Annotated in this window: 21 protein-coding genes and 2 tRNA genes; 20 read left to right on the top strand and 3 right to left on the bottom strand. The window is 67.8% G+C overall.

Translation table 11 applies throughout. The features are described 5' to 3' along the window. Positions 1 to 40 precede the first annotated feature (40 nt). From CEG14_RS00760 to CEG14_RS00730, 8 genes are all read left to right on the top strand, one after another. Entirely contained in the window at positions 41 to 1432 is a 1392-nt protein-coding gene (locus tag CEG14_RS00760) for a cytochrome b (protein WP_094824449.1), read from the top strand. 24 nt (positions 1433 to 1456) lie between these two features. Then, entirely contained in the window at positions 1457 to 2308 is an 852-nt protein-coding gene (locus CEG14_RS00755) for a cytochrome c1 (protein ID WP_094824448.1), read from the top strand. Between the two features lie 156 nt (positions 2309 to 2464). Next, positions 2465 to 3076, top strand: coding sequence for a glutathione S-transferase N-terminal domain-containing protein (locus CEG14_RS00750; RefSeq protein WP_094824447.1), 612 nt, complete (start codon positions 2465 to 2467; stop codon positions 3074 to 3076). A 9-nt stretch (positions 3077 to 3085) separates the two neighbouring features. Next, positions 3086 to 3526, top strand: a complete 441-nt coding sequence (locus CEG14_RS00745; RefSeq protein ID WP_094824446.1) for a ClpXP protease specificity-enhancing factor — start codon at positions 3086 to 3088, stop codon at positions 3524 to 3526. A 79-nt stretch (positions 3527 to 3605) separates the two neighbouring features. After that, positions 3606 to 3681, top strand: a tRNA-Thr gene (locus CEG14_RS00740). Between the two features lie 233 nt (positions 3682 to 3914). Beyond that, positions 3915 to 4685 carry a hypothetical protein gene (locus tag CEG14_RS00735; protein WP_094824445.1) on the top strand — a complete coding sequence of 257 codons (771 nt, stop codon included), beginning with the start codon at positions 3915 to 3917 and terminating at the stop codon, positions 4683 to 4685. Continuing rightward, a complete protein-coding gene (locus tag CEG14_RS25605) occupies positions 4682 to 4882 on the top strand; it encodes a hypothetical protein (protein WP_141243269.1) in 201 nt (66 codons plus the stop codon). The genes CEG14_RS00735 and CEG14_RS25605 overlap by 4 nt, the downstream gene beginning before the upstream one ends. A 212-nt stretch (positions 4883 to 5094) precedes the next feature. Continuing rightward, positions 5095 to 5170, top strand: a tRNA-Asn gene (locus tag CEG14_RS00730). An 89-nt stretch (positions 5171 to 5259) separates the two neighbouring features. Here the strand turns inward: CEG14_RS00730 and CEG14_RS00725 are convergent. Then, entirely contained in the window at positions 5260 to 6150 is an 891-nt protein-coding gene (locus tag CEG14_RS00725) for a DMT family transporter (RefSeq protein ID WP_094824444.1), read from the bottom strand. 136 nt (positions 6151 to 6286) lie between these two features. Here CEG14_RS00725 and CEG14_RS00720 point away from each other — a divergent pair, with 136 nt between their 5' ends. From CEG14_RS00720 to CEG14_RS00685, 8 genes are all read left to right on the top strand, one after another. After that, positions 6287 to 7192 carry an AraC family transcriptional regulator gene (locus CEG14_RS00720; RefSeq protein WP_094824443.1) on the top strand — a complete coding sequence of 302 codons (906 nt, stop codon included), beginning with the start codon at positions 6287 to 6289 and terminating at the stop codon, positions 7190 to 7192. Positions 7193 to 7268: 76 nt separating this feature from the next. After that, a complete protein-coding gene (locus tag CEG14_RS00715) occupies positions 7269 to 7661 on the top strand; it encodes a YkvA family protein (protein WP_094824442.1) in 393 nt (130 codons plus the stop codon). After that, positions 7651 to 9090 (top strand): DUF2868 domain-containing protein, encoded by a 1440-nt coding sequence (locus CEG14_RS00710; protein WP_094824441.1) that lies wholly within the window; start codon positions 7651 to 7653, stop codon positions 9088 to 9090. Before CEG14_RS00715 ends, CEG14_RS00710 begins: the two co-directional genes overlap by 11 nt. Further along, positions 9083 to 10495 carry a GTPase/DUF3482 domain-containing protein gene (locus CEG14_RS00705; protein WP_094824440.1) on the top strand — a complete coding sequence of 471 codons (1413 nt, stop codon included), beginning with the start codon at positions 9083 to 9085 and terminating at the stop codon, positions 10493 to 10495. The genes CEG14_RS00710 and CEG14_RS00705 overlap by 8 nt, the downstream gene beginning before the upstream one ends. Positions 10496 to 10810: 315 nt before the next feature. Further along, on the top strand, positions 10811 to 12400 hold the full coding sequence (locus CEG14_RS00700; RefSeq protein WP_373454157.1) for an ABC transporter substrate-binding protein: 1590 nt from the start codon (positions 10811 to 10813) through the stop codon (positions 12398 to 12400). Between the two features lie 71 nt (positions 12401 to 12471). After that, positions 12472 to 13443, top strand: coding sequence for an ABC transporter permease (locus tag CEG14_RS00695; protein WP_094824438.1), 972 nt, complete (start codon positions 12472 to 12474; stop codon positions 13441 to 13443). Positions 13444 to 13452: 9 nt separating this feature from the next. Then, positions 13453 to 14397: an ABC transporter permease gene (locus CEG14_RS00690; RefSeq protein ID WP_094824437.1), complete on the top strand. Its 945-nt coding sequence runs from the start codon at positions 13453 to 13455 to the stop codon at positions 14395 to 14397. A 16-nt stretch (positions 14398 to 14413) separates the two neighbouring features. Then, positions 14414 to 16141, top strand: coding sequence for a dipeptide ABC transporter ATP-binding protein (locus tag CEG14_RS00685; RefSeq protein ID WP_094824436.1), 1728 nt, complete (start codon positions 14414 to 14416; stop codon positions 16139 to 16141). Positions 16142 to 16226: 85 nt separating this feature from the next. Here the strand turns inward: CEG14_RS00685 and CEG14_RS00680 are convergent, their stop codons facing one another. Continuing rightward, positions 16227 to 16886 (bottom strand): N-acetylmuramoyl-L-alanine amidase family protein, encoded by a 660-nt coding sequence (locus CEG14_RS00680; protein ID WP_094825234.1) that lies wholly within the window; start codon positions 16884 to 16886, stop codon positions 16227 to 16229. 490 nt (positions 16887 to 17376) lie between these two features. Here CEG14_RS00680 and CEG14_RS00675 point away from each other — a divergent pair, with 490 nt between their 5' ends. The 4 genes from CEG14_RS00675 to CEG14_RS00660 are packed head-to-tail and all read left to right on the top strand — an operon-like array spanning position 17377 to position 21933. Beyond that, positions 17377 to 18903 carry a DEAD/DEAH box helicase gene (locus CEG14_RS00675; RefSeq protein WP_179280519.1) on the top strand — a complete coding sequence of 509 codons (1527 nt, stop codon included), beginning with the start codon at positions 17377 to 17379 and terminating at the stop codon, positions 18901 to 18903. A 39-nt stretch (positions 18904 to 18942) separates the two neighbouring features. Further along, on the top strand, positions 18943 to 19572 hold the full coding sequence (locus tag CEG14_RS00670; RefSeq protein ID WP_094824434.1) for a LysE family translocator: 630 nt from the start codon (positions 18943 to 18945) through the stop codon (positions 19570 to 19572). A gap of 51 nt (positions 19573 to 19623) precedes the next feature. Further along, positions 19624 to 21231, top strand: coding sequence for a peptide chain release factor 3 (locus tag CEG14_RS00665; protein ID WP_094824433.1), 1608 nt, complete (start codon positions 19624 to 19626; stop codon positions 21229 to 21231). Between the two features lie 30 nt (positions 21232 to 21261). Further along, a complete protein-coding gene (locus CEG14_RS00660) occupies positions 21262 to 21933 on the top strand; it encodes a hypothetical protein (RefSeq protein ID WP_094824432.1) in 672 nt (223 codons plus the stop codon). A gap of 168 nt (positions 21934 to 22101) precedes the next feature. Here the strand turns inward: CEG14_RS00660 and bfr are convergent, their stop codons facing one another. Beyond that, positions 22102 to 22578: a bacterioferritin gene (gene bfr / locus CEG14_RS00655; protein WP_094824431.1), complete on the bottom strand. Its 477-nt coding sequence runs from the start codon at positions 22576 to 22578 to the stop codon at positions 22102 to 22104. Positions 22579 to 22615: the final 37 nt, after the last annotated feature.

The raw sequence follows: 22615 nt of genomic DNA, 5'->3' as shown, positions 1-22615 counted from the left end.
GCAAATACGCCACGTACAAGAGAATAGAGAAGGAGCCGTTATGGCTGGCGATAAAACAGTCGAGACAACAGGCCTGTTGGGCTGGCTGGACCGGCGTTTCCCGGTGACCTCCACCTGGAAAGCGCACCTGTCCGAGTACTACGCCCCCAAGAATTTCAACTTCTGGTATTTCTTTGGCTCGCTCGCGCTCCTGGTGCTGGTGATCCAGATCGTCACCGGCATCTTCCTGGTGATGCACTACAAGCCCGACGCCGAACGCGCGTTCCAGTCGGTCGAATACATCATGCGTGAAGTGCCGTGGGGCTGGCTGGTGCGCTACATGCACTCGACCGGCGCCTCGATGTTCTTCGTCGTGGTCTACCTGCACATGCTGCGCGGCCTGTTCTACGGCTCGTACCGCAAGCCGCGCGAGCTGGTGTGGGTCTTCGGCGTGGCGATCTTCCTCTGTCTGATGGCGGAAGCCTTCTTCGGCTATCTGCTGCCGTGGGGCCAGATGTCGTACTGGGGCGCGCAGGTGATCGTGAACCTGTTCTCCGCCATCCCGTTCATCGGCCCCGACCTCTCGATCTGGATCCGCGGCGACTACGTCGTGTCCGATGCCACGCTCAATCGCTTCTTCTCGTTCCACGTGATCGCGATTCCGCTGGTGCTGATCGGGCTGGTGGCCGCGCACCTGGTGGCGCTGCACGAGGTCGGCTCGAACAACCCGGACGGCATCGAGATCAAGGAAGGCCCGAAAGACCGCTACGGCCGGCCCGCCGACGGCATCCCGTTCCATCCGTTCTACACGGTGCACGACATCATGGGCGTGGCGGGATTCCTGATCGTCTTCTTCGCCATCGTGTTCTTCGCGCCCGAGATGGGCGGCTACTTCCTCGAGTACAACAACTTCATCCCGGCCGATCCGCTCAAGACGCCGCCGCACATCGCACCGGTCTGGTATTTCACGCCGTTCTACTCGATGCTGCGCGCCACCACCTCGGAGTTCACCTGGGTGCTGGCCGGTGCCGCGGTGCTCGGGGCCATCGCGCTGTTCATCACCAGCCGCTCGCGCAACCTGTTGGTGCGCGTGCTGCCCACGGCGGTGCTGATCGTGGTGGCGGTGCTGCTCAAGACCATCGACGCCAAGTTCTGGGGCGTGGTGGCGATGGGCGGCGCGGTCGTGATCCTGTTCTTCCTGCCGTGGCTCGACCACTCACCGGTCAAGTCGATCCGCTACCGGCCGGGCTGGCACAAATGGCTGTATGGCATCTTCATCGTCAACTTCCTGGTGCTGGGTTATCTGGGCACGCAACCGCCGAGCGACGCGTTCAACCTCACGTCGCAGATCGGCACGGTGATCTACCTGGGCTTCTTCTTCCTGATGCCCGTGTGGAGCCGCCTGGGCACCTTCAAGCCGGTGCCCGCCCGCGTGACCTTCCATCCCCACTGAGCCCAACACGCAAACGGAACGACCATGATCAAAAAGCTGATCGGCGCCGTGGCCCTGATGCTCACGTGCACCGCCCCCTACGCCGCAGAGGGCGGCTTCCCCCTCGACCGCGCGCCCAACCAGGTCAATGACCTGGCGTCGCTGCAGAACGGCGCCAAGCTGTTCGTGAACTACTGCCTGAACTGTCACAGCGCGCAGTCGATGCGCTACAACAAGCTCCAGGAGATCGGCCTGACCGACAAGCAGATCCTCGACAATCTGCTGTTCACGGGCGAGAAGGTGGGCGACCTGATGAAGGTCGCCATGACGCCGGCGGACGCCAAGAAGTGGTTCGGAACCATGCCGCCCGACCTGTCCGTGATCGCGCGGGCCAAGTCGGTCAACGCCGGCCCCAGCGGCGCCGATTACATCTACACCTATCTGCGCACCTTCTACCGCGACACCAGCACCAAAACGGGCTGGAACAACCTGGTTTTCCCCAGCGTCGGCATGCCGCACGCCCTCTGGGAACGCCAGGGTCCGCGCGAGCTGACCCGCGTCAGCTACCACAAAACCGAGGGTTCGGACGGCAAAGAGGGATGGGAAAAGACCACGACGTTGTATGATGCTCAAGGTTTTTCCAGTACGAAGACCGAATCCACCACCGCCGCCCCGGGGCGCAGCGAGAAGCCGGAGGCCCGTTTCAAGGCCCTGAACCCCGCGCAATCCACCGCTTACGACCGCGACGTGGCCGACCTGACCGCGTTCATGGCCTGGATGGCCGAGCCGGTCCAGCGGTTCCGCATCCAGCTCGGCGTGGGCGTGTTGATCTTCCTGGGGCTGTTCCTGGTCGTCGCCTGGCGCCTGAACGCCGCCTACTGGAAACATGTACGCTGACCTATAAACCGCAACGCCCGGCCAGCATCGTCCGTCCCTAATTAGGCCGGACGAAACCGGCAAGCTACACCCCTGTCGTCGCCTGGCAACCGGGGCCAGCGCCCGCCCTCGAGGCAGCGCTGGCCTTTCGCATTTCAATACGAAGGACTTATCGCCATGATGGTGCTCTACTCCGGAACCACCTGCCCGTTTTCGCAACGCTGCCGCTTCGTGCTGTTCGAAAAGGGCATGGATTTCGAGATTCGCGACATCGACCTGTACAACAAGCCGGAAGATATCGCGGTGATGAACCCCTACGGCCAGGTGCCCATCCTGGTCGAGCGCGACCTCATCCTGTATGAGTCGAACATCATCAACGAGTACATCGACGAGCGCTTCCCGCACCCGCAGCTGATGCCGGCCGATCCGGTCATGCGCGCGCGCACCCGCCTGTTCCTGTACAACTTCGAGAAAGAGCTGTTCGTGCACGTCTCGACGCTCGAAGACCGCAGCGCCAAGCCGGACGACAAGAAGATGGTGCTGGCCCGCCAGGCCATCCGCGACCGCCTGGCCCAGCTCGCCCCGCTGCTGCTCAAAAACAAGTACATGCTCGGCGAAGAGTTCTCGATGCTCGACGTGGCCGTGGCCCCGCTGCTGTGGCGCCTGGATCACTACGGCATCGAACTGCCCAAGAACGCCGCGCCGCTGCAGAAGTACGCCGAACGCATCTTCTCGCGCCCGGCCTACATCGAGGCGCTCACGCCCTCCGAAAAAGTCATGCGTCGCTAAGGCAGGGAAATGGGCGAGACCTCGACCAAACCGTATCTGATCCGCGCCCTGCACGAGTGGTGCACCGACAACGGCTACACGCCGTACATCACCGTGCAGGTCGATGAACACACGATGGTGCCGATGGCCCACGTGCACGACGGTCAGATCACGCTCAATATCGGCACGCTGGCCACCAACAAGCTGTTGCTGGGCAATGAATTCGTCGAATTCCAGGCCCGCTTCAGCGGCGTGACCGAAAACGTGCTGGTGCCGATCGGCGCCGTCAGCGCCATCTACGCGCGCGAAACCGGCGCGGGCATGGGCTTCGAAGTGCAGCCCTACGAGCCGCCGGTGCGCGAAGAGGGCGAAGCCGTGGCCGACGAACCTCCGGCGCCCGAAGGCGCCGCGCCCGCCGAGGGCGACGAGGGCGGTGAGGCCAAGCGGCCCCACCTCACCATCGTCAAATGAGCCGCGCGGGCGCAAAGCCCGCGCATCTTTACGTACAATACAACCCCTTCGCGCCGCCACCCGGCGCCGCGAACGGCGTGCCGGTGTAGCTCAGTTGGTAGAGCAGCTCACTTGTAATGAGAAGGTCGAGGGTTCGATTCCTTTCACCGGCACCATCAGATTCAGCGATACAGGCCGGCTCCCTCGTGACCGGCCTTTTTCGTTTCCCACCGCCGCCGCAGGCTCATGCGCTGCGGCCGGGCATCGGCGCTTCCTTCGCTCCCCGGGTTGAACCCGCCCGCACACCGTGGCAATCCTGTGCCACCCGGTCTTGCCCATCGCTTTGCGCAACTGCTATCAAGTCGTTGATCCTTCCTGACAGGTCGGCCACGATCGCAGACCCGCGCCCATGAAGCACGAACCCATCCCTGGCATCACGCCCGCGCCGGCATGGCGCAGACGGTGGTGCGTCGAAGTCCTGACCGGGTTGCCGCCCGCCATCCTGGCCACGCTGGGCGCCATCCGCCTGTGGACCGACACCGAGCATCCGGGATGGTGGTTGCAAGGCGCGATGTTCGTTTCCTTTTGGATGATTCTGGCTTGCGTCTTCAAAGTCTTCCTGGCCCTACGCAGTGACAACGATGAAACGCCAGACCGCGCACTCGATGGCATTCGTGCGGCGATGCATGTGCTCCATGCCGCCACCGCCCAGGCATGCGGCATCGCGCCCGGACGCGTCTCGCAGCATCTGCGCGTGACGTTTCATCGCGTCGTGCCGCCGCTCGAAGCGCCCACGCACATCGAGCAGGTCGTGAACTACGTGGGCGGCAACCGCAACGGGGCGGGCAGAACGTTTTCCGTCAGTACCGGCCTCACGGGCGCTGCAGTGCGAACCAACCAGCCTCATCTGCTTTCGAGCGCCGCGGGTTCGGATGAGGAACACCGTCGTGAGCTGGTGGTGACCTGGGGCTACACCGCCACGCAGGCACGGGAGCGGTTGCCCGGTCGCTACTCGGCCCTCGCCGTGCCGATAGGGGACGGACCTGGACACCTTCCTATCGCGGTGGTGTATTTTGATTCCGACCTCAGAGGGCTGTTCGACGAACCTGGCGCCTATCAAGCCATCATGGCGCTATGTGATGGGGTCAACCACTACATCCACGAAAGGTACCGCCCATGACTCGACCCACCGAACGCCCACCCATGCCGCCGCTGGTCTCCCACGAAGAGATCGTGTCACCCGAGGGGGCCCTGATCGTGGTCAAACGCCTGCACCTCACCGACGAAGGGCGGCGCGTGTTGGGCACGTCCAGCGTGTGCCACGAGATCGGGCCCGACGGGCGCCTGGTGCCCGTGAAGACGGCAGCGCCTGCCTGAGCGGGCCCTTGCCGATCCTGCCCCCGGGGCCTGCGTAGCGCATCACGGTCGGGCCTCGCGCCGGTCGGTCTCCCGGCGCCACTGGGCCCCTGCGCGCGAGCGCATCGTCTGAAAAGCGCGATTCTGCGCAGATTTTGCGCAGCTCACACGCCCGTTGCAACGCATTCTGCACAAATTCAAAAATTCGTGCATAATTGCGCCCCTCTACCTGTTCCCCGATAGCTCAGTCGGTAGAGCGACGGACTGTTAATCCGCAGGTCGCTGGTTCGAGCCCAGCTCGGGGAGCCAAGATTTGAAGGCCTGGTTGCGCATGCAGCCAGGCCTTCTTCATTTGCGCGGCGCTTGCGGCGCAACGCATGCAGCGCGCACCGCGCGAATCAGGCCGCCTGCAGGCGCCGCCGCGGCAGGCGCGCGAACACCAGCACGTTGCCGCTCATCACCAGCGCCAGGCCGGCCAGGCTGGTCGCCGTCCAGTGGTAGTCCTCGACCACGCTGGAGATCGACAGCGCCACCACCGGGAACAACACCGTGCAGTAGGCCGCGCGCGCCGGGCCCATGCGACCCACCAGGGTCAGGTAGGCCGTGAAGCCCACCACCGAGCCGATCACCGACAGGTACAGCAGGGCGCCCACGTAGGCGCCCGACGTGTCGAACGCGAACGGCTGGCCGCTGGCGATGCAGCCCGCCAGCAGCAGGCCCGCGCCGTAAAGCATGCCGTACGCGTTGCCGGTGAGCGGCCGGATACCGATGCGCTGCTGCGCGCTCGACAGCATGTTGCCGGTGGAAAAGCAGAGGGTGCCCAGCAGGGCGAGGCCCAGGCCCAGCCAGGTCTCGTGGCTCGCCTCGCGTGCCGCCAGCTCGGGCCAGAACAGCAGCAGCAGGCCGGCCAGGCCAAACGCGCCGCCCAGCACCACGCGCGGCGAGATCGGCGTGCCGAACCAGATGCGCGCATTGATCGCGTTCCAGATCGTGGCGGCCGAGAACACCACCGAGATGAGCCCGCTGGGTATCCATTGGGTGGCGGTGTAGAAGCACAGGAAGTTGAGGCAGAACAGGCACAGCCCCTGGCCCAGGCAGAGCAGGTGGCCGCGCCGGTCGAGCGGCTGGAGCTTGCGGGTGACGGCCAGCAGTGCCCACAGCAGCAGGCCGGCCAGGGCAAAGCGGTAGAACACCGACACCGGGATCGCCACGATCCCCAGTTGCAGCTTGATCGCGATCCAGGTCGTGCCCCAGATCAGCACGGTCGACAGGTAGAGGGCGGCATTCATGGCATCGGGCGGGAAAGGAGAGGCGCCCAGTCTGCGCCCGCCGGCCGGCCCGAAAATGCCGAATCTTGCGCTTTTTCGGTCGGCGCGACCTCGGACCAACACTTGGTTGCGCGCGAAGGGCTAGCATAGCCACATCATGTCCACGCCCGCCTTCCCGACCGCCGACGCCGACGCCCTGACGCGCTTCAAGGTGTTCGGCACGCTCTCGCGCCAGGCGGGCGCCAGGCTCACCCGCGCCAGCGGCCTGGGCGACGGCCTCGCGGCCGCGATCTGGAACCGCGACGGGCATGAGGTGATCGCCTACGAATCGCCCGGCCACCACACGGTGTCGCTCTACCTGCACGGCGGCGAAAAGTCGTTCCGCGTGGGCGGGCCCGGCTTCGGCGGCGCCGGCAAGTTCTGCGTGCTGCCGTCCGAACACTATTCGTGCTGGAACATGAACGACAGGGTGCACTTCCTGCACCTCTACATCGCGCCCGAACGGCTCGCCAGCGAGGCGGTGCTGCGCCTCGATCGCGACCCGCGCACGATCGAGCTGCGCGACCGCACCTACATCGACGCGCCCGAGCTGGCTCAGGCCTGCGGCGTGCTGCTGCACCACGACTGGAGCGCGCCGGCCGACCGGCTCGCGGCCAGCAGCGCCGCCGAGCAGGTGCTGCACCACCTGCTGCCCCATACCGCGCGCGCCAATGCGCCCCTGCGCGGCGGGCTGGCGCCGGCGGTGCGGCGGCGCGTGCGCGATCACATCGAGGCGCACCTGGACGCCCCGCTCACGCTGCCGGACCTGGCGCGCGAGGCCGCGCTCTCCACCTACCATTTCGCCCGCATGTTCACGGTGTCGTTCGGCACCAGCCCGCACGCCTGGGTGCACCAGCGCCGCATCGCCCGGGCGCGCGCGCTGCTCGGCCAGCCCGGCGGCCCCGACCTGGCCGGCGTTGCGCAGGCGGCGGGCTTCGGCAACGCGAGCCACCTGAGCCGCGCATTCCGCCACAGCGTGGGCGTGACGCCGGGCCAGTACCGCCGCCACGCCACCGGCGCCTGAGGCCGGCGCGCCCTATACAATGATCCATCCCCCCGGCGCGATCCGACGGTCGCGGCCAGACACCCCGGGAGACGATATGGCATTGGACGCAATCTACGAAAAGGCCTGGTCCGAGCGGCGCTTCTGGCGCAAGCTCGGCGGCCACGCCACGGCGGCAGGCCGCCAGGCGCTCGAAAAGTCGCTGTGGCTCTACTATGCGCTGCAGAACCCCGACACGCCCAAATGGGCCCGCCGCGTGATCTACGGCGCCCTGGGCTACTTCATCCTGCCCCTGGACGCGATCCCCGACCTCGCGCCCCTCGTGGGCTACACCGACGACCTGAGCGTGATGACGGCGGCGCTGGCCACCGTGGCCTTCACGATCAACGACGAGGTCAAGCGCCAGGCGCGCGACCGCATGGCCGGCTGGTTCGGCCCGGCGGGCGCCCCGGCAGGCGCCCCGGCGGACGCCCCGTCCCGTGCCGGCTGATCCCGCGGCACGCGCCGCCACGCCCACCGCGCGGCCCGCGCTCGGCGCCTACTGGCTGGCCGAGGCCATCCGCCTGCGCGAGGAACACTGGGGTCCGCTCGAAGACGGCAGCGCCGTCAGGCTGGCGCGCAAGGCCCCCACGCTGCCCGATCGCATCCTGCTGCGCGCGGCGCTGCTGGGCCGGCGCGAAGGGCTGGACACGCTGCTGGCACGCTGGCGCCAGGCCGCCACCATGGCCTTCCTGGTCCTCACCCTGCTGGTGCTGGGCGCCGGCGCCGCCACGGCCGTCGGCGCGTTGGGCGACGGCACCCGACCCGTCAACATACTCTGGGCCCTGGGCGCGCTGCTCGGCGTGCACGCCCTGATGTTCCTGCTGTGGCTGGCCGGCATGCTGCTGCCGCTGCCCAAGGGCGCGACCGGGCTCGGCAGGTTCTGGCTGTGGGCCACCCGCAAGGTGGCGCGCGGCCCCGACGCCGCGCTGATCCCGCAGGCGCTGCTCAATCTGCTGGGCCGCGCCGGCGTGCTGCGCTGGCTGTTCGGCGCGGTCAGCCATCTGCTCTGGCTGGCGGCGCTGCTGGCCGCGCTGGCCACGCTGCTCACCATTCTGTCGACGCAGAGCTACCGCTTCGTCTGGGCCACCACGCTGCTGGATCCGCAAAGCTTCGTGCAGCTCACGACGCTCCTGGGCTGGCTGCCGGCGCGGCTCGGCTTTGCGCTGCCCGACGCGGCCTTCGTCGCCGCCAGCGACGGCAGCACCGCGCTGCCGGCCGTCGCGCAGGTGCAGTGGTCACTGTGGCTGATCGGCATGGTGGTGTGCTGGGGCGTGCTGCCGCGTCTCGTCGCCGCCGCCTGGTGCCTGTTCATGTGCCTGCGCCGCGCGCGTGCCGTGCACATCGACACCAGCCTGCCCGGTTATGCCGCGCTGCGCGACCGCCTGCAGCCCCCCGCCGAGCACACCGGCATCGACCGCCCGGCGGATCCGCTGCACGCACCGCGCGTCACCGAACGGCAATCGCTGCCCGACCTGGGCCAGCGCCCCGTGCTGGCCGCGCTCGAGCTGCCCGACGACCTGCCGTGGCCGCCCGCACTCGCCGAACAGGCCGAGGTCTTCGTGGCCGGCAACCTCGACACGCGCGAGCAGCGCAACGCGCTGCTGGACGCGCTCGCGGCGTCGCCGGTGCCGCGCCTGCTGCTCGCCTGCGACGCGCGCCAGACGCCGGACCGCGGCACGCTCGCCTTGCTGTCGAGCCTGTCGGCGCAGGCGGCACAGACGCGCGTGCTGCTGGTTGCGCCCGCAACCGACGGCGCGGCCAGCGCCACGCGCCGCGCGCTTTGGCAGTCACGCCTGGAGGCCGCGGGCCTGTCGGGCGCATCGCTCTACGAACACACCGGCGCGGCCCTGCGCTGGCTGGAGACCGGCCATGGCTGAGCCCCTGCGCATCGCGGTCGTCGGCCACACCAACACCGGCAAGACCTCGCTGCTGCGCACGCTGACACGCGACCCGCGCTTCGGCGAGGTGGCCGACCAGCCGGGCACGACCCGCCACGTCGAGGGTGCACGCCTGTCGATCGCCCAGGGCGGCACGCTGGAATGGTTCGACACGCCGGGCATGGAGGACAGCATCGCGTTGCTCGAATACGCCGAGCAGCTCGACGCGCCGGGCGAGCGGCTCGACGGCCCGGCGCGCATCCGCCGCTTTCTCGATTCGCCCGAGGCGCACGGCCGCTTCGAGCAGGAGGCGCGCGTGCTGGCCAAGCTGCTGGATTGCGACGCCGCGCTCTATGTGATCGACGCGCGCGATCCGGTGCTGGCCAAGCACCGCGACGAGCTCGCGCTGCTGGCCGCCTGCGGCCGGCCGCTGTTGCCGGTGCTGAATTTCGTGAATGCGCCGGCACACCGCGCCGCGGCCTGGCGCGAGGCGATGGCGCGGCTCGGCCTGCACGCCGTGCTGGAGTTCGACACCATCGCGCCACCGCTCGACGGCGAACAGCAGCTCTACGCGCGGCTCGCCATCCTGCTCGACGGCCACGCGGCGGTGTTGCAGGGGCTGGCGCGCCAGTTGGCGCAGGACCGCCAGGCGCGCCACGACACGGCGCTGCGCCTGGCCGCGGAACTGCTGGTCGACGTGGCGGCGCTGCGCCTGAGCAGCGCCAACGACGAGGCCGCGCTCGCGGCCACGGCCGCCCAGTTGCGCGACCGCGTGCGCGAACGCGAGCAGGCCTGCGTGACGGCGCTGCTGGCGCTCTACAACTTCCGCCCCGACGACTATCGCGCGCAGGACCTGCCGCTCGCCGGCGAACGTTTCGGCATGGATCTGTTTCATCCGCAGGCCCTCAAGCACATGGGCGTGCAGGTGGGCATGGGTGCGGCCGCCGGCGCGATGGCGGGCGCCGCCGTCGACCTGCTGTCCGCGGGCCTGAGCCTGGGCACCGGCATGTTGATCGGCGCGGCGGCGGGTGGCCTGTGGCAGGGCGTGGAACGCTATGGCCGGCGCCTGGCCGGCAAGCTGCGCGGCTATCGCGAGCTCAGCGTCGACGATGCCGTGCTGCGCCTGCTTGCGCTGCGCGCGCGCCAGCTCATCGGCGGCCTCGAACGGCGCGGCCACGCCGCGCGCGAACCCATGCGGCTCGACGCCGCCAGCGACGACGCCTGGCGCAAGGGCCCGCTGCCCGCACCGCTCAAGGAAGCGCGCGGACGACCCGAGTGGTCGGCGCTCGCGCAAGGACACGAAGACGACGAGCGCCGCAAGCAATGCGTGGCGGCCCTCGCATGCGTCCTGTCGCGCGAAAGCGCGAACGAAAACGCGAGCGAAAGCAGCGCGAATACCCAGTGATAACCCCAATCCAAAACGATTGACGCTTAAACGAGCGCATCGATAAGATGCGCCTACACGACGAGGACAAGGGATCCTTCGTCATTCAAGGGGTTGGGTACATCGTGTCGTCGAAGTCCTGCGCAGCGCCCATGCACGCCCCACGGTCCCGTCTCGCACGCGCGGCCGTCTTCCTCCCTGTCTTGTCGTCTTTCTTCCCCGTTCCCTAGCTGTACGCCATACCCCGGCCGCGCACGTGCGCAGGCCGGGCTCTGCCAATCCAGCCGCGCCGCCGCGGCATCACGGAGTACGAGGGCTATGCGTATCAAACCGAACATGAAGCGAACGGCCATGGCCCTGGCGCTGTGTGCCTGCACCGGCCTGGCATTCCAGGTCGAGGCCAAGACGCTGCGCTGGTCATACCAGGGCGACGCCACGTCGATGGATCCGATGGCCCTCAACGAAACCTTCACGCTGGGGTTCCAGGGCAACATCTACGAGACGCTGGCCGGCTACGACGGCAACCTCAAGCTCACGCCCATGCTGGCCGAGAGCTGGGAGAATCCCGAGCCCACCAAGTGGATCTTCAAGCTGCGCAAAAACGTCAAGTTCCACGACGGCTCGCCGTTCACGGCCGACGACGTGATCTTCTCGTGGAAGCGCAGCCTCACGCCGGGCTCCGACATGAAGGGCTACGGCGCGAAGGCGTCGGACATCCGCAAGATCGACGACCACACCATCGAAGTCACCACGCCCACGCCCAACCCGATCCTGCCGCGCGAGTGGACCTTTCTCTACATCATGAGCAAATCATGGTCCGAGAAAAACAAGACCACCGAAGCCACCAACGTGAAGGGCGACAACCAGGGCAACTACGCCAACCTGCACGCCAACGGCACCGGCCCGTTCGTGCTGGGCGAACGCCAGCCCGACGTGAAGACCACGCTCAAGCGCTTCGACGGCTACTGGAACAAGGACATCAAGACCAACGTCACCGAGGTCATCTTCCAGCCCATCGCGCAGGAAGCGACGCGCGTGGCCGCGCTGATCTCCGGCGAGATGGACGTGGTGCAGCCGGTGCCGGTCCAGGACTGGAAGCGGCTCGAAGACGCCAAGGGCGTGAAGCCGCTCACCGCGCCCGAGGCGCGCGCGATCTTCATCGGCATGGACCAGGACCGCGACGAGCTGCTGTTCTCCGACGTCAAGGGCAAGAACCCCTTCAAGGATGCGAAGGTGCGCGAGGCCGTGGTGCTCGCGGTCGACACCAAGGCCATCAACGACAAGATCATGCGCGGCGCCGCCAAGCCGCTCGGCTCGCTGGTCGCCACCGCCATCAACGGCTACGACGACTCCTACGGTGCGCCGTTCAAGCCCGACGTCGACCGCGCCAAGAAACTGCTGGCGGAGGCGGGCTATCCCAAGGGCTTCACCGTCACGCTCGACTGCCCGAACGATCGCTACGTCAACGACGAAAAGGTGTGCCAGGCGGTCGCCGGCATGCTGGCGCGCGTGGGCATCAAGATCAATCTGCTGGCCCAGACCAAGTCGAAGTACTTCGGCAAGATCCTGCTGCAGGCGGGCAACCAGACCAGCATGTACATGCTGGGCTGGACGCCGAGCTCGAGCGACGCGCACAACGCGCTGCTCAACCTCGCCGCCTGCCGCGACGCGAAGTCGGCCGCGGGGCAGTTCAACCTCGGCGGCTACTGCAACAAGCAGGTCGACGAACTCACCCGCAAGATCGGCGCCGAAACCGACCAGACCAAGCGCAATGCCATGATCAAGGAAGCCTTCGAGATCGTGCGCAAGGACTTCGGCTATCTGCCGCTGCACCAGCAGCCGATGTCCTGGGGCGTGAAGGAAGGCGTGCAGGTGACCCAGCGTCCCGACGACGTGCTGGACCTGCGCAGCGTCGTGATGCCGTAAGGCGGCACGCAGGGTAAGGGTCCGCGGCGCCGCGCCGCGGACCGCCGTCTCTTCTTTCCAGGGCCCGATAGATGCTAGGTTTCATTGCGCGGCGCCTGTTCCAGTCGCTGTTGGTCATGCTGGCGGTCGCGTTGATCGCCTTCTCGATGTTCCGCTACGTGGGTGACCCGATCGCCAGCATGGTCGGCCAGGACACCACCGACGCGCAGCGCGCGGAGTTGCGCCAGCAGCTCGGGCTGAACGATCCCTTCGTGGTGCAGTACGCCCGCTTCGTCGCCAACGCAGCGCAGGGCGACTTCGGCATCTCCTATCGCCACCGGCGGCCGGTGTCCGACCTGATCGAAGAGCGCCTGCCCGCCACGCTCGAGCTCTCGTTCGTGTCGGCGCTGATGGCGCTGGCCTTCGGCATTCCGATGGGCATCTACACCGCGCTGCGACGCCATGGCGTGCTGTCCAAGGCCTTCATGGCGCTGTCGCTCGCGGGCATCTCGCTGCCCACCTTCCTGATCGGCATCCTGCTGATCCTGGTGTTCGGCGTGCAGCTGCGCTGGCTGCCGAGCTTCGGCCGCGGCGAGGTGCTGTCGCTGGGCTGGTGGACGACCGGGCTGTTGACGCCGTCGGGACTCGCCGCGCTGATCCTGCCGGCGATCACGCTGGCCCTGTTCCAGATGACGCTCATCATGCGCCTGGTGCGGGCCGAGATGCTGGAGGTGCTGCGCACCGATTTCATCAAGTTCTGCCGCGCGCGCGGCCTGCCCGAACGCCTCATCAACGTGCGCCACGCGCTGAAAAACACCATGGTGCCGGTGATCACCATCACCGGCCTGCAGCTGGGCTCCATCATCGCCTTCGCCATCATCACCGAGACGGTGTTCCAGTGGCCCGGCATGGGGCTGCTGTTCATCCAGGCGATCAGCATGGTCGACATTCCGGTCATGGCCGCCTACCTGGTGCTGATCGCGTTCTTCTTCGTGGTGATCAATCTGATCGTCGACCTGTTGTACTTCGCCGTCGATCCGCGGCTGCGCGTGCAAAGCAAATAAGGACACGCCATGACCACTCCCATCGCCGCCCCTTCGCGCCTGAGTTCGTGGCTGGCGCGCGCCGCCGACAGCGACCTCTGGCACAGCTTCAAGCGCTCGCCCGGCGCCGTGATCTCGGCCAGCGTCACCCTGCTGATCGTGCTGGGCGCCGTATGCGCGCCCCTCATCGCGCCGCACAACCCGTTCGACCTCGCGTCGCTCAACATCATGGACGCCAACACGCCGCCGGCCTGGGCCGAGGAAGGGAGCGCCGCCTTCCTGCTCGGCACCGACGACCAGGGCCGCGACATCCTGTCGGCCATCCTCTACGGCGCGCGCGTGTCGCTGCTGGTGGGCTTCGCCTCCGTGCTGTTCTCGATGGTGCTGGGCGTGACGCTCGGGCTCATCAGCGGCTACGCCGGCGGCCGCGTCGACAGCTTCATCATGCGCGTGGCCGACGTGCAGCTGTCGTTCCCGGCCATCCTGGTGGCGCTGCTGATCGATGGCGTGGCGCGCGGCCTGCTGCCGCGCGACATGCATGACCAGCTCGCGCTCTACGTGCTGATCTTCGCCATCGGCATCTCCGGCTGGGTGCAGTACGCGCGCACCGTGCGCGGCTCGACCCTGGTCGAGCGCAACAAGGAATACGTGCAGGCGGCGCGCCTGATCGGCATCCGCCCGTTCACGATCCTGCGCCGCCACATCCTGCCCAACGTGATGGGCCCGGTGCTGGTAATCGCCACCATCCACCTCGCGGTGGCCATCATCACGGAGGCGACGCTGTCGTTTCTCGGCGTGGGCGTGCCGCCCACGGCGCCCTCGCTGGGCACGCTGATCCGCATCGGCAACAGCTATCTGTTCTCGGGCATGTGGTGGATCTCGATCTTCCCGGGCATCGCCCTGGTGGCGCTGGTGCTGTCGGTCAACCTGCTCGGTGACTGGCTGCGCGACGCGCTCAACCCCAAACTGCGCTGACGCAGCAGGAACGCGCATGGCTCTGCTCAACATCGACCACATCCGCATCGAATTCCCCAGCCGCCGCGGCACGCTGGTGGCGATCGACGACGTCTCGCTCGCGCTGGAAAAAGGAGAGATCCTCGGCGTCGTGGGCGAGTCCGGCGCGGGCAAGTCCACCATCGGCAACGCGGTGATCGGGCTGCTCGAGGCGCCCGGGCGCCTCACCGCCGGCGAGGTAAACCTCGACGGACGCCGCATCGACGCGCTCAAGCCGGCCGAACAGCGCAAGGTGCGCGGCCGCCGCATCGGCATGATCTTCCAGGACCCGCTGACCTCGCTCGATCCGCTGCAGACGGTGGAGAGCCAGCTGGTCGAGACGATGCGCGTGCACCTGGACCTGACCCACGAGCAGGCCCGCGCCCGCGCGGTGGACCTGCTGACGCAGGTCGGCATCGACCAGCCCGAGTTGCGCGTGCAACAGTATCCGCACCAGTTCTCGGGCGGCATGCGCCAACGCGTGGTGATCGCGCTCGCGCTGTGCTGCGAGCCCGAGGTCATCATCGCCGACGAGCCCACCACCGCGCTCGACGTGTCGATCCAGGCGCAGATCCTCGACCTGCTGCGCAAGCTCTGCAAGAAGAAGCAGGTCGGCATGATCATCATCACCCACGACATGGGCGTGATCGCCGACATCACCGACCGCGTGGCCGTGCTGTATCGCGGCAAGCTGGTGGAGCAGGGCCCCACGCGCAAGATCCTGGGCAATCCCGATCACCCCTACACGCGCAGCCTGATCTCGGCCGTGCCCCGGCCCGACGTGAAGCTGCGCCGCTTCCCGCTGGTGACCTACATCGAGGACGTGCGCCATGCCCGCGTGGAGATCGACCTGGCCACGCACTGGCTCGGCCAGCGGCGCGACTTCGGCCAGCCGCACGACGGCCCGCTGGTGCAGGTGCAGGATCTCGGCATGCGCTTCTTGCTGCGCCAGGCCCTGCTGCCGCGCAACCGGCGCTCGCTCGATGCGGTCAAGCATCTCGACCTGGCCATCGGCGAGGGCGAAGTGTTCGGCCTCGTGGGCGAATCGGGTTCGGGCAAGTCCACGGTGGCGCGGCTCATCAGCGGCCTGTACACGCCCACGTCAGGCACGGTGCGCTTTGCCGGCACCGAACTCACCGGCCTGAAGGACGAGCGCAAGCTCAACGCCTTCCGGCGCCAGATCCAGATGGTGTTCCAGGATCCGTATTCATCGCTGAATCCGCGCATGCGGGTGCTGGACATCGTGGCCGAGCCGATCCGCTTCCACAGGCTGGCCGCCAGCGAAGCCGAGGCGCGCCGCATCGTGGCCGACCTGCTCGACGTGGTGGGGCTGGGCGCGCAGGCCGCGCTGCGCTATCCGCACGAGTTCTCGGGCGGCCAGCGCCAGCGCATCTGCATCGCCCGCGCGCTCGCCACGCGGCCGCGCTTTTTGATCTGCGACGAGCCGACCTCGGCACTCGACGTGTCGATCCAGGCGCAGATCCTGAACCTGCTCAAGGACCTGCAGGAGCAGTTGCGCCTGACCATGCTGTTCATCAGCCACGACCTGCCGGTGATCCGGCAGATGTGCGATCGCGTCGGCGTGATGCGCCACGGGGAACTGCTGGAGGTGGCCGACACCGAAACGCTGTTCGAGTCGCCCCAGCATCCCTACAGCCAGCATCTGCTCGGGCTCATGCCCAAGCTGCAGGCCATGTCGCAGGAAGGTCTGGAGGTCGAGGCCTGACCAGCGCGGCCGGCCGCGGACACGAGGCGGGCGATGGCCGCGATGGTCCCGGCGACGGCACGGCATCGCGGCACGGCCGCCGCGTTCAGGAGGCCTGGCAGGCCGCCGCGCCTTGCGCGACCGCGCCGGCCAGCGTCTCGATGGTGTCCGGCCGGGCCAACCGCGCTTCCTCGTCGGGGTTGACGATCACACCCGCCTCCACCAGCACCGCCGCCATCGGCGCGGTGCGCAACACGGCCAGGCCGTCGTAACGGTGGATGCCAAGCCGCCGATCGACGAACGGACGGTTCTCGCCCTCGATCGGCTCCGCGTGGTATTCAGACGGCTTTTCCCCGGCCGCCAGCAACTGCTCGCCGATCGCCCGCGCGCAACGCAGGCTCTCCTCGTAGCGCGGGTTCCGGGTCGACACGAAGATCGCAAAACCGGCGAACTCGCGCTGCCGCCCGGCGTCGATGTAGTGCTGCTGCATCGAGTCGTGATGGACGGACAGGAAGAAGTCCGCACCGGGCACGCGGGTCGCGCGCTCGGTCAGGGCGATCTCCTTGCCGTCGGCCGCCACGCGCGAGACGCGCACGCCGCGCAGGGTGAGCTCCCGGGCGATCGCGTTGGTGAGGTCCAGGTTGTAGAGGTATTCGACCCGGCCGCTCGCGCCGGTCGCGCCGGGCCGCTTGGGCGTGTGGCCGGTGTCGACCACGACGTGCGCCGGCTGCGCGGCGGAATGTGCGGCGGCGGCCGCCGCGGCCATGACGGGCGCGGCCGCGCAGGCGGCGCCGGCCAGGAACAGCGATGCGCACCAGGCGCGACGTGCCAGCGTACGAGACAAGAGAGCATCCTCGGGCAAGAGCGGGGTCGGCGGCGCACACGGGTCACGCCGGCTGCGCGGGATTCTCACCTGCCGCCGCGGCCCCCGCAAACGGCGCTGGTTACCTTCGGTATCGCGCGGACCCGACCGCCACGGCGGCATGGCCGCCGTGGCGTCGGCCCCCAATTGCCGCACCGTGGCGCGCCGGATCATGCCTTCCGGTCTTGCATGGTTACAAATGTGGCGCCGCCGCCGTGGCGCGTGCCCGGGCTTCGGCTACAATTCGACCCCGTGTGCAGTGCCAATCGGCACACGTCATTCGGGGCGCCCCGCCGCCCCGTCCGGCACAGGCCGGATCCTCCTTTTATCTCCTCACACGTTGCCTGGATTGGAGTCACTCAACTTGAGCGACAGGCTGCCGCTGGAGTTGTTTTTGACTACCTCTTCCACTTTCGCCGACCTCGGGCTGGCTGATTCGCTTTTGCGCGCGATCGCCGATACCGGCTATACCGCCCCCACGCCCATTCAGGCCCAGGCGATCCCGCTGGTGCTGCAAGGCGGCGACCTGCTCGCCGCCGCCCAGACCGGCACCGGCAAGACCGCCGGCTTCACGCTGCCCATCCTGCACCTGCTCTCGAACAGCAAGCCGGCGCTGCGCAAGCCCGGCCGCCCGCGCTGCCTGATCCTGACGCCCACCCGCGAGCTGACCGCCCAGGTGGCCGAATCGGTGCAGGTCTATGGCAAGCACACCGGCCTGACCTCGATGGTCATGTTCGGCGGCGTGAACATCAATCCGCAGATCTCGGCCCTGCGCAAGAATCTCGACATCCTGGTGGCCACCCCCGGCCGCCTGCTGGACCATGCCGGTCAAAAGACCGTCGACCTGTCCGGCGTCGAGATCCTGGTGCTGGACGAAGCCGACCGCATGCTCGACATGGGCTTCATCCGCGACATCCGCAAGGTGCTCGCGCTGTTGCCCAAGCAACGCCAGAACCTGCTGTTCTCGGCCACGTTCTCCGATGAGATCCGCCAGCTCGCCCACGGCGTGCTGCGCAATCCGGGCGAAGTCTCGGTCACGCCGCGCAACACCGCCACCGAGCTGGTGACCCAGACCGTGCACATGGTCGCCCAGCACCACAAGCGCGACCTGGTCAGCCATCTGATCCGCGAAAGCGGCTGGCACCAGGTGCTGGTGTTCACCCGCACCAAGCACGGCGCCAACCGCCTGGCCGAAAAGCTGGTCAAGGACGGCCTGACCGCCGCCGCGATCCACGGCAACAAGAGCCAGTCGGCCCGCACCCGCGCGCTGGCCGGCTTCAAGGACAGCACGGTCACCGTGCTGGTGGCCACCGACATCGCCGCCCGCGGCCTGGACATCGACCAGCTGCCGCAGGTCGTGAACTTCGAACTGCCCAACGTGCCGGAAGACTACGTGCACCGCATCGGCCGCACCGGCCGTGCCGGCGCGACCGGCGCCGCCGTGTCGCTGGTCGACGAGAGCGAAGTGAAGCTGCTCAAGGCCATCGAGCGCCTCATCAAGAAGACCATCGAACGCAAGACCGTGCCCGACTGGACCCCGCCCGTGGGCGTGTCGGCCGAACGCGAGCGCGACGACGAAGACGAAGAGCGCGGCTTTGGCCGTGGCCGACCGGGCGGTGGCCGCGGTGGCCGCGACGCCGGCCGTGGCCAGCGTTCGAGCGCGCCGCGCGGCGAAGGGCGCCCGGCAGGCCAGGCCCGTCAGGGCCAGGGCCAGGGTCAGGGCAAGCCCGCGGCCCGTCCGGCGGGCCAGGGTGGCGATCGCCGCCATGACGCTCCCCGCGATGGCGGCCGCGCCGCGGCGCCGCGCCACGGGCAAGGTGGCGATGCCGCCCGCGCCCGTCCGGCCGGCGCGCGCAGCGATGCGCCGCGCGGTGGCGGCAACAACCGTGGCCCCGGCCGCGGCGTGTTGCTGGGCAAGTAATATCGCAGCCCCGACCCCACACCCAGTCCCGAGTCCCACATGACGCTATCCACCTGGCTGACCTTTTTTGTCGCCTCCTGGGCGATCTCGTTTTCGCCCGGCGCGGGCGCCATCTCGGCCATGTCGTCCGGGCTGAAGTACGGCTTCGCCCGCGGCTACTGGAACACGGCCGGCCTGATCGCCGGCATCCTGTTCCAGTTCCTGGTGGTGGCGGTGGGCCTGGGCGCGGTGCTGGCCACGTCGGAGCTGGCGTTCACCGTCGTCAAGTATCTCGGTGTGGCCTACCTGATCTATCTGGGCTGGCGCCAGATCCGCACCGACGCCGCCCCGGTGGCCGTCGATGCGGGCGATCCCAAGCGCGCCTCGATCCGCGAGCTGGTGTTGCGGGGCTTCCTGATCAACACGATGAATCCCAAGGGCACGGTGTTCCTGCTGGCCGTGGTGCCGCAGTTCGTCGACCCGGGCCAGCCGCTCACCGCGCAGTATGCGGCGCTGGCCGGCACGCTGGCCTTCACCGATCTGGTGGCCATGGGCGTGTACACGCTGCTGGCGGCCAAGGTGCTGCGCCTGCTGCGCGAAGCGCGCCACATCCGCTGGATGAATCGCGTGTTCGGCTCGCTGTTCATCGTGGCGGGTGTGTTTCTTGCTTCGTTCCGCCGCCATTCCTGAGCTGAGTTGCCGTGAGGGGCGCACAGAGCGCCTCTGTACAATCCACCGACCATGAACATTCCCCAAGAAGTCGCGCGGCGACGCACGTTCGCCATCGTCTCCCACCCCGACGCGGGCAAGACCACGCTTACCGAAAAGCTCCTGCTGTTCGCAGGCGCGATCCAGATCGCCGGCAGCGTGAAGGCACGCAAGGCCTCCCGCCATGCCTCGTCCGACTGGATGGAGATCGAAAAGCAGCGTGGCATCTCGGTGGCCTCGTCGGTGATGCAGATGGAGTATCGCGACTGCGTCATCAACCTGCTCGACACCCCGGGTCACCAGGACTTCTCCGAAGACACCTATCGGGTGCTCACCGCGGTCGACGCGGCGCTGATGGTGATCGACGCGGCCAACGGCGTGGAGCCGCAGACCATCCGTCTGCTGCAGGTCTGCCGCGCGCGCAACACGCCCATCATCACGTTCATCAACAAGATGGACCGCGAGGTGCGGGAGCCGCTCGAGCTGCTGTCGGAAATCGAATCGCACCTCGGCATGGACGCGGTGCCGTTCTCGTGGCCCGTGGGCATGGGCAAGGCGTTCGGCGGCGTGTTCGACATTCGCCGCGACCGCATGCGCCTGTTCCGCGCCGGCCAGGAGCGCCGCGGCGACGACGACGAATTCATCGAAGGCCTGGGCAACCCGGCCATCGCCGAGCGCTTCGGCCAGGCCTTCGAACAGGCCTCGGGCGAGATCGAGCTGATCACCGAAGCCGCGCCCGCCTTCGACCACGAGGCGTTCCTCGCGGGCCAGCAGACGCCGGTGTTCTTCGGCTCGGCCATCAACAACTTCGGCGTCCAGGAAGTGCTCGACGCCCTGGTCGAGATGGCGCCGCCCCCGGGCGCGCGCGCCGCGCTCGAACGCGAGGTCAAGCCGGAAGAACCCAAGTTCACCGGCGTGGTGTTCAAGGTGCAGGCCAACATGGACCCCGCCCACCGCGACCGCGTCGCGTTCGTGCGCGTGAGCTCGGGCCGCTTCGAGCGCGGCATGCGCCTGAAGGTGGCCCGCACCAACAAGGAAATGCGGCCCAACAACGTGGTGTCGTTCCTGTCGCAACGCCGCGAGCTGCTCGACGAGGCCTATGCCGGCGACGTGATCGGGATTCCGAACCACGGCGTGCTGCAACTCGGCGACGTGCTCACCGAAGGCGAGAGCCTGCACTTCACCGGCCTGCCGTTCTTCGCGCCGGAACTGTTCCAGGCGGTCGAAGTCAAAGATCCGTTGCGCACCAAACAGCTGCGCGTGGGCCTGACCCAGCTCGGCGAGGAGGGCGCCATCCAGGTGTTCCGTCCCGAAGCCGCCGGCGGCTCGCTGCTGCTCGGCGCGGTCGGCCAGCTGCAGTTCGAAGTGGTGGCGCATCGGCTCAAAACCGAATACGGCGTGGAGGCGCGCATGATGCCTTCGCGCTACACGATGGCGCGCTGGATCACCTCCGAGGATCCCCGTGCGCTGCGCAAGTTCATGGATGCCAACGCTGCCCACATCGCCTATGATGTGGTCGATGCCGCGGCATTCCTGATTGGGTCGCCCGCGCAACTGCGGGTCGCCGAAGAGCTGTATCCGGATGTGAAATTCCACGCCATGCGCGAGCACGGCGGCAAGGTTTTCGGAGACAAGGCCTGACCCGGTCGTACGTGAAGGAAGAGGGTAGCAATGTCCTGGCGTTTTTTGTTCGCAACGCTTCTGATCGCTCTGGGCGCAGCCGCCTGGGGCGGCATTCAATTCGGCGATTGGCTGGTGGCGCATGCCCCCGTGGCCGCGCCTGCTCCTGGGCAGGATGAAGACGGCTCGCAGCCCGTGCTCGATGCCAACGGCAGGCCCTACACCGCCCAGCCGCCGCAGCCCCGCGTCGACGGCACGCTCGGCGTGCCGGATCAAGCCGGTGCGCGCGAGTGGCAGGTGAACACGGTGTCGCTGTTCGACACCAACAGCAATCCCAACGTCCAGATCTCGCGCGACTCCATCTCGATGGATCGGGCCCGCGAGATCGCGGCCAACTCCGACGTGCCCCTGCCCACCGGCCCGTCCGATGTCACCACGCTCGACGTGCAGTCGCAGAATCCGCTCTCCATCCCGGTGCCGCAGATTCCGTCCAGCGGCAACCAGGTGCAGCAGAATCCGCCCGTCGCGCTGCAGAACCCGCCGGTCTCGATGCCCAATCGCCCGGGTGCCGCGGCCTGGCAAGGGCAGCTGCGCGCCGAGCTGGCCGAATGCGCCAAGCAGGGCTTCTTCGACCGCCCGAGCTGCTCATGGAACGCCCGCAACAAATACTGCGCGCCCAACCGCGCCTGGGGCACCATCGAAGAGTGCCCGTCGCGGCCCTGATCGCGTTCGCCCAAACAAAAAACCCCAGGTACGCGCCTGGGGTTTTTTGTTTGCGCGGCCCGCGCAAGGGCAGCCCGGCCTGTCGCGCCGGCGCGCCACCAAAGACAAGGCCCCCGGCCTCATCGAGACACGGGGGCCTGGCGGCGCCGCGGGCTGCGACGCGTCGAATTATTCCTCGACTTCCATCTGGCTCTGCAGGTAGTTCTGCAGGCCTACCTGATCGATCAGGCCGATCTGGGTCTCGAGGTAGTCGATGTGTTCTTCGGTGTCGTCGAGGATGTCTTGCAGCAGGTCGCGCGACACGTAGTCACGCACCGACTCGCAGTGGGCGATGCCGTCCTTCACGGTCTGCTGGGCGGTCTGCTCCAGCTTCAGGTCACAGGACAGCAGCTCCGGCACGTCTTCGCCGATCAGCAGCTTGTGCAGGTCTTGAAGATTGGGCAGGCCGTCGAGCATGAAGATGCGTTCGATCAGACGGTCGGCATGCTTCATCTCGCCGATCGATTCTTCGTATTCCTTCTTGCCCAGCTTCTTCAGGCCCCAGTGATTCAGCATGCGTGCATGCAGGAAATATTGGTTGATGGCCGTCAGTTCGTTGGTCAGTTGCTTGTTCAGGAACTGGATGACGATTTTGTCGCCTTTCATGATGCACTCCTTATGCGGTCTGGCGCGTGCTCGAGCC

This window comes from Bordetella genomosp. 1 (genome assembly GCF_002261335.1).
GTDB lineage: Bacteria > Pseudomonadota > Gammaproteobacteria > Burkholderiales > Burkholderiaceae_B > Bordetella.
Note: the sequence above shows the minus strand (reverse complement) of the source record. Positions and strands in the feature narration are given on the sequence as shown.

Bases quoted from the DNA above. Each gene is read 5' to 3' on its own strand.
- CEG14_RS00745 (WP_094824446.1), top strand. From the start codon at position 3,086: ATGGGCGAGACCTCGACCAAACCGTATCTGATCCGCGCCCTGCACGAG.
- CEG14_RS00725 (WP_094824444.1), bottom strand. From the start codon at position 6,150: ATGAATGCCGCCCTCTACCTGTCGACCGTGCTGATCTGGGGCACGACC.
- CEG14_RS00665 (WP_094824433.1), top strand. From the start codon at position 19,624: ATGAACATTCCCCAAGAAGTCGCGCGGCGACGCACGTTCGCCATCGTC.
- CEG14_RS00690 (WP_094824437.1), top strand. From the start codon at position 13,453: ATGACCACTCCCATCGCCGCCCCTTCGCGCCTGAGTTCGTGGCTGGCG.
- CEG14_RS00680 (WP_094825234.1), bottom strand. From the start codon at position 16,886: ATGGCCGCGGCGGCCGCCGCCGCACATTCCGCCGCGCAGCCGGCGCAC.
- CEG14_RS00660 (WP_094824432.1), top strand. From the start codon at position 21,262: ATGTCCTGGCGTTTTTTGTTCGCAACGCTTCTGATCGCTCTGGGCGCA.
- bfr (WP_094824431.1), bottom strand. From the start codon at position 22,578: ATGAAAGGCGACAAAATCGTCATCCAGTTCCTGAACAAGCAACTGACC.
- CEG14_RS00700 (WP_373454157.1), top strand. From the start codon at position 10,811: ATGAAGCGAACGGCCATGGCCCTGGCGCTGTGTGCCTGCACCGGCCTG.
- CEG14_RS25605 (WP_141243269.1), top strand. From the start codon at position 4,682: ATGACTCGACCCACCGAACGCCCACCCATGCCGCCGCTGGTCTCCCAC.
- CEG14_RS00750 (WP_094824447.1), top strand. From the start codon at position 2,465: ATGATGGTGCTCTACTCCGGAACCACCTGCCCGTTTTCGCAACGCTGC.
- CEG14_RS00735 (WP_094824445.1), top strand. From the start codon at position 3,915: ATGAAGCACGAACCCATCCCTGGCATCACGCCCGCGCCGGCATGGCGC.
- CEG14_RS00755 (WP_094824448.1), top strand. From the start codon at position 1,457: ATGATCAAAAAGCTGATCGGCGCCGTGGCCCTGATGCTCACGTGCACC.
- CEG14_RS00760 (WP_094824449.1), top strand. From the start codon at position 41: ATGGCTGGCGATAAAACAGTCGAGACAACAGGCCTGTTGGGCTGGCTG.
- CEG14_RS00695 (WP_094824438.1), top strand. From the start codon at position 12,472: ATGCTAGGTTTCATTGCGCGGCGCCTGTTCCAGTCGCTGTTGGTCATG.
- CEG14_RS00685 (WP_094824436.1), top strand. From the start codon at position 14,414: ATGGCTCTGCTCAACATCGACCACATCCGCATCGAATTCCCCAGCCGC.
- CEG14_RS00715 (WP_094824442.1), top strand. From the start codon at position 7,269: ATGGCATTGGACGCAATCTACGAAAAGGCCTGGTCCGAGCGGCGCTTC.
- CEG14_RS00670 (WP_094824434.1), top strand. From the start codon at position 18,943: ATGACGCTATCCACCTGGCTGACCTTTTTTGTCGCCTCCTGGGCGATC.
- CEG14_RS00705 (WP_094824440.1), top strand. From the start codon at position 9,083: ATGGCTGAGCCCCTGCGCATCGCGGTCGTCGGCCACACCAACACCGGC.
- CEG14_RS00720 (WP_094824443.1), top strand. From the start codon at position 6,287: ATGTCCACGCCCGCCTTCCCGACCGCCGACGCCGACGCCCTGACGCGC.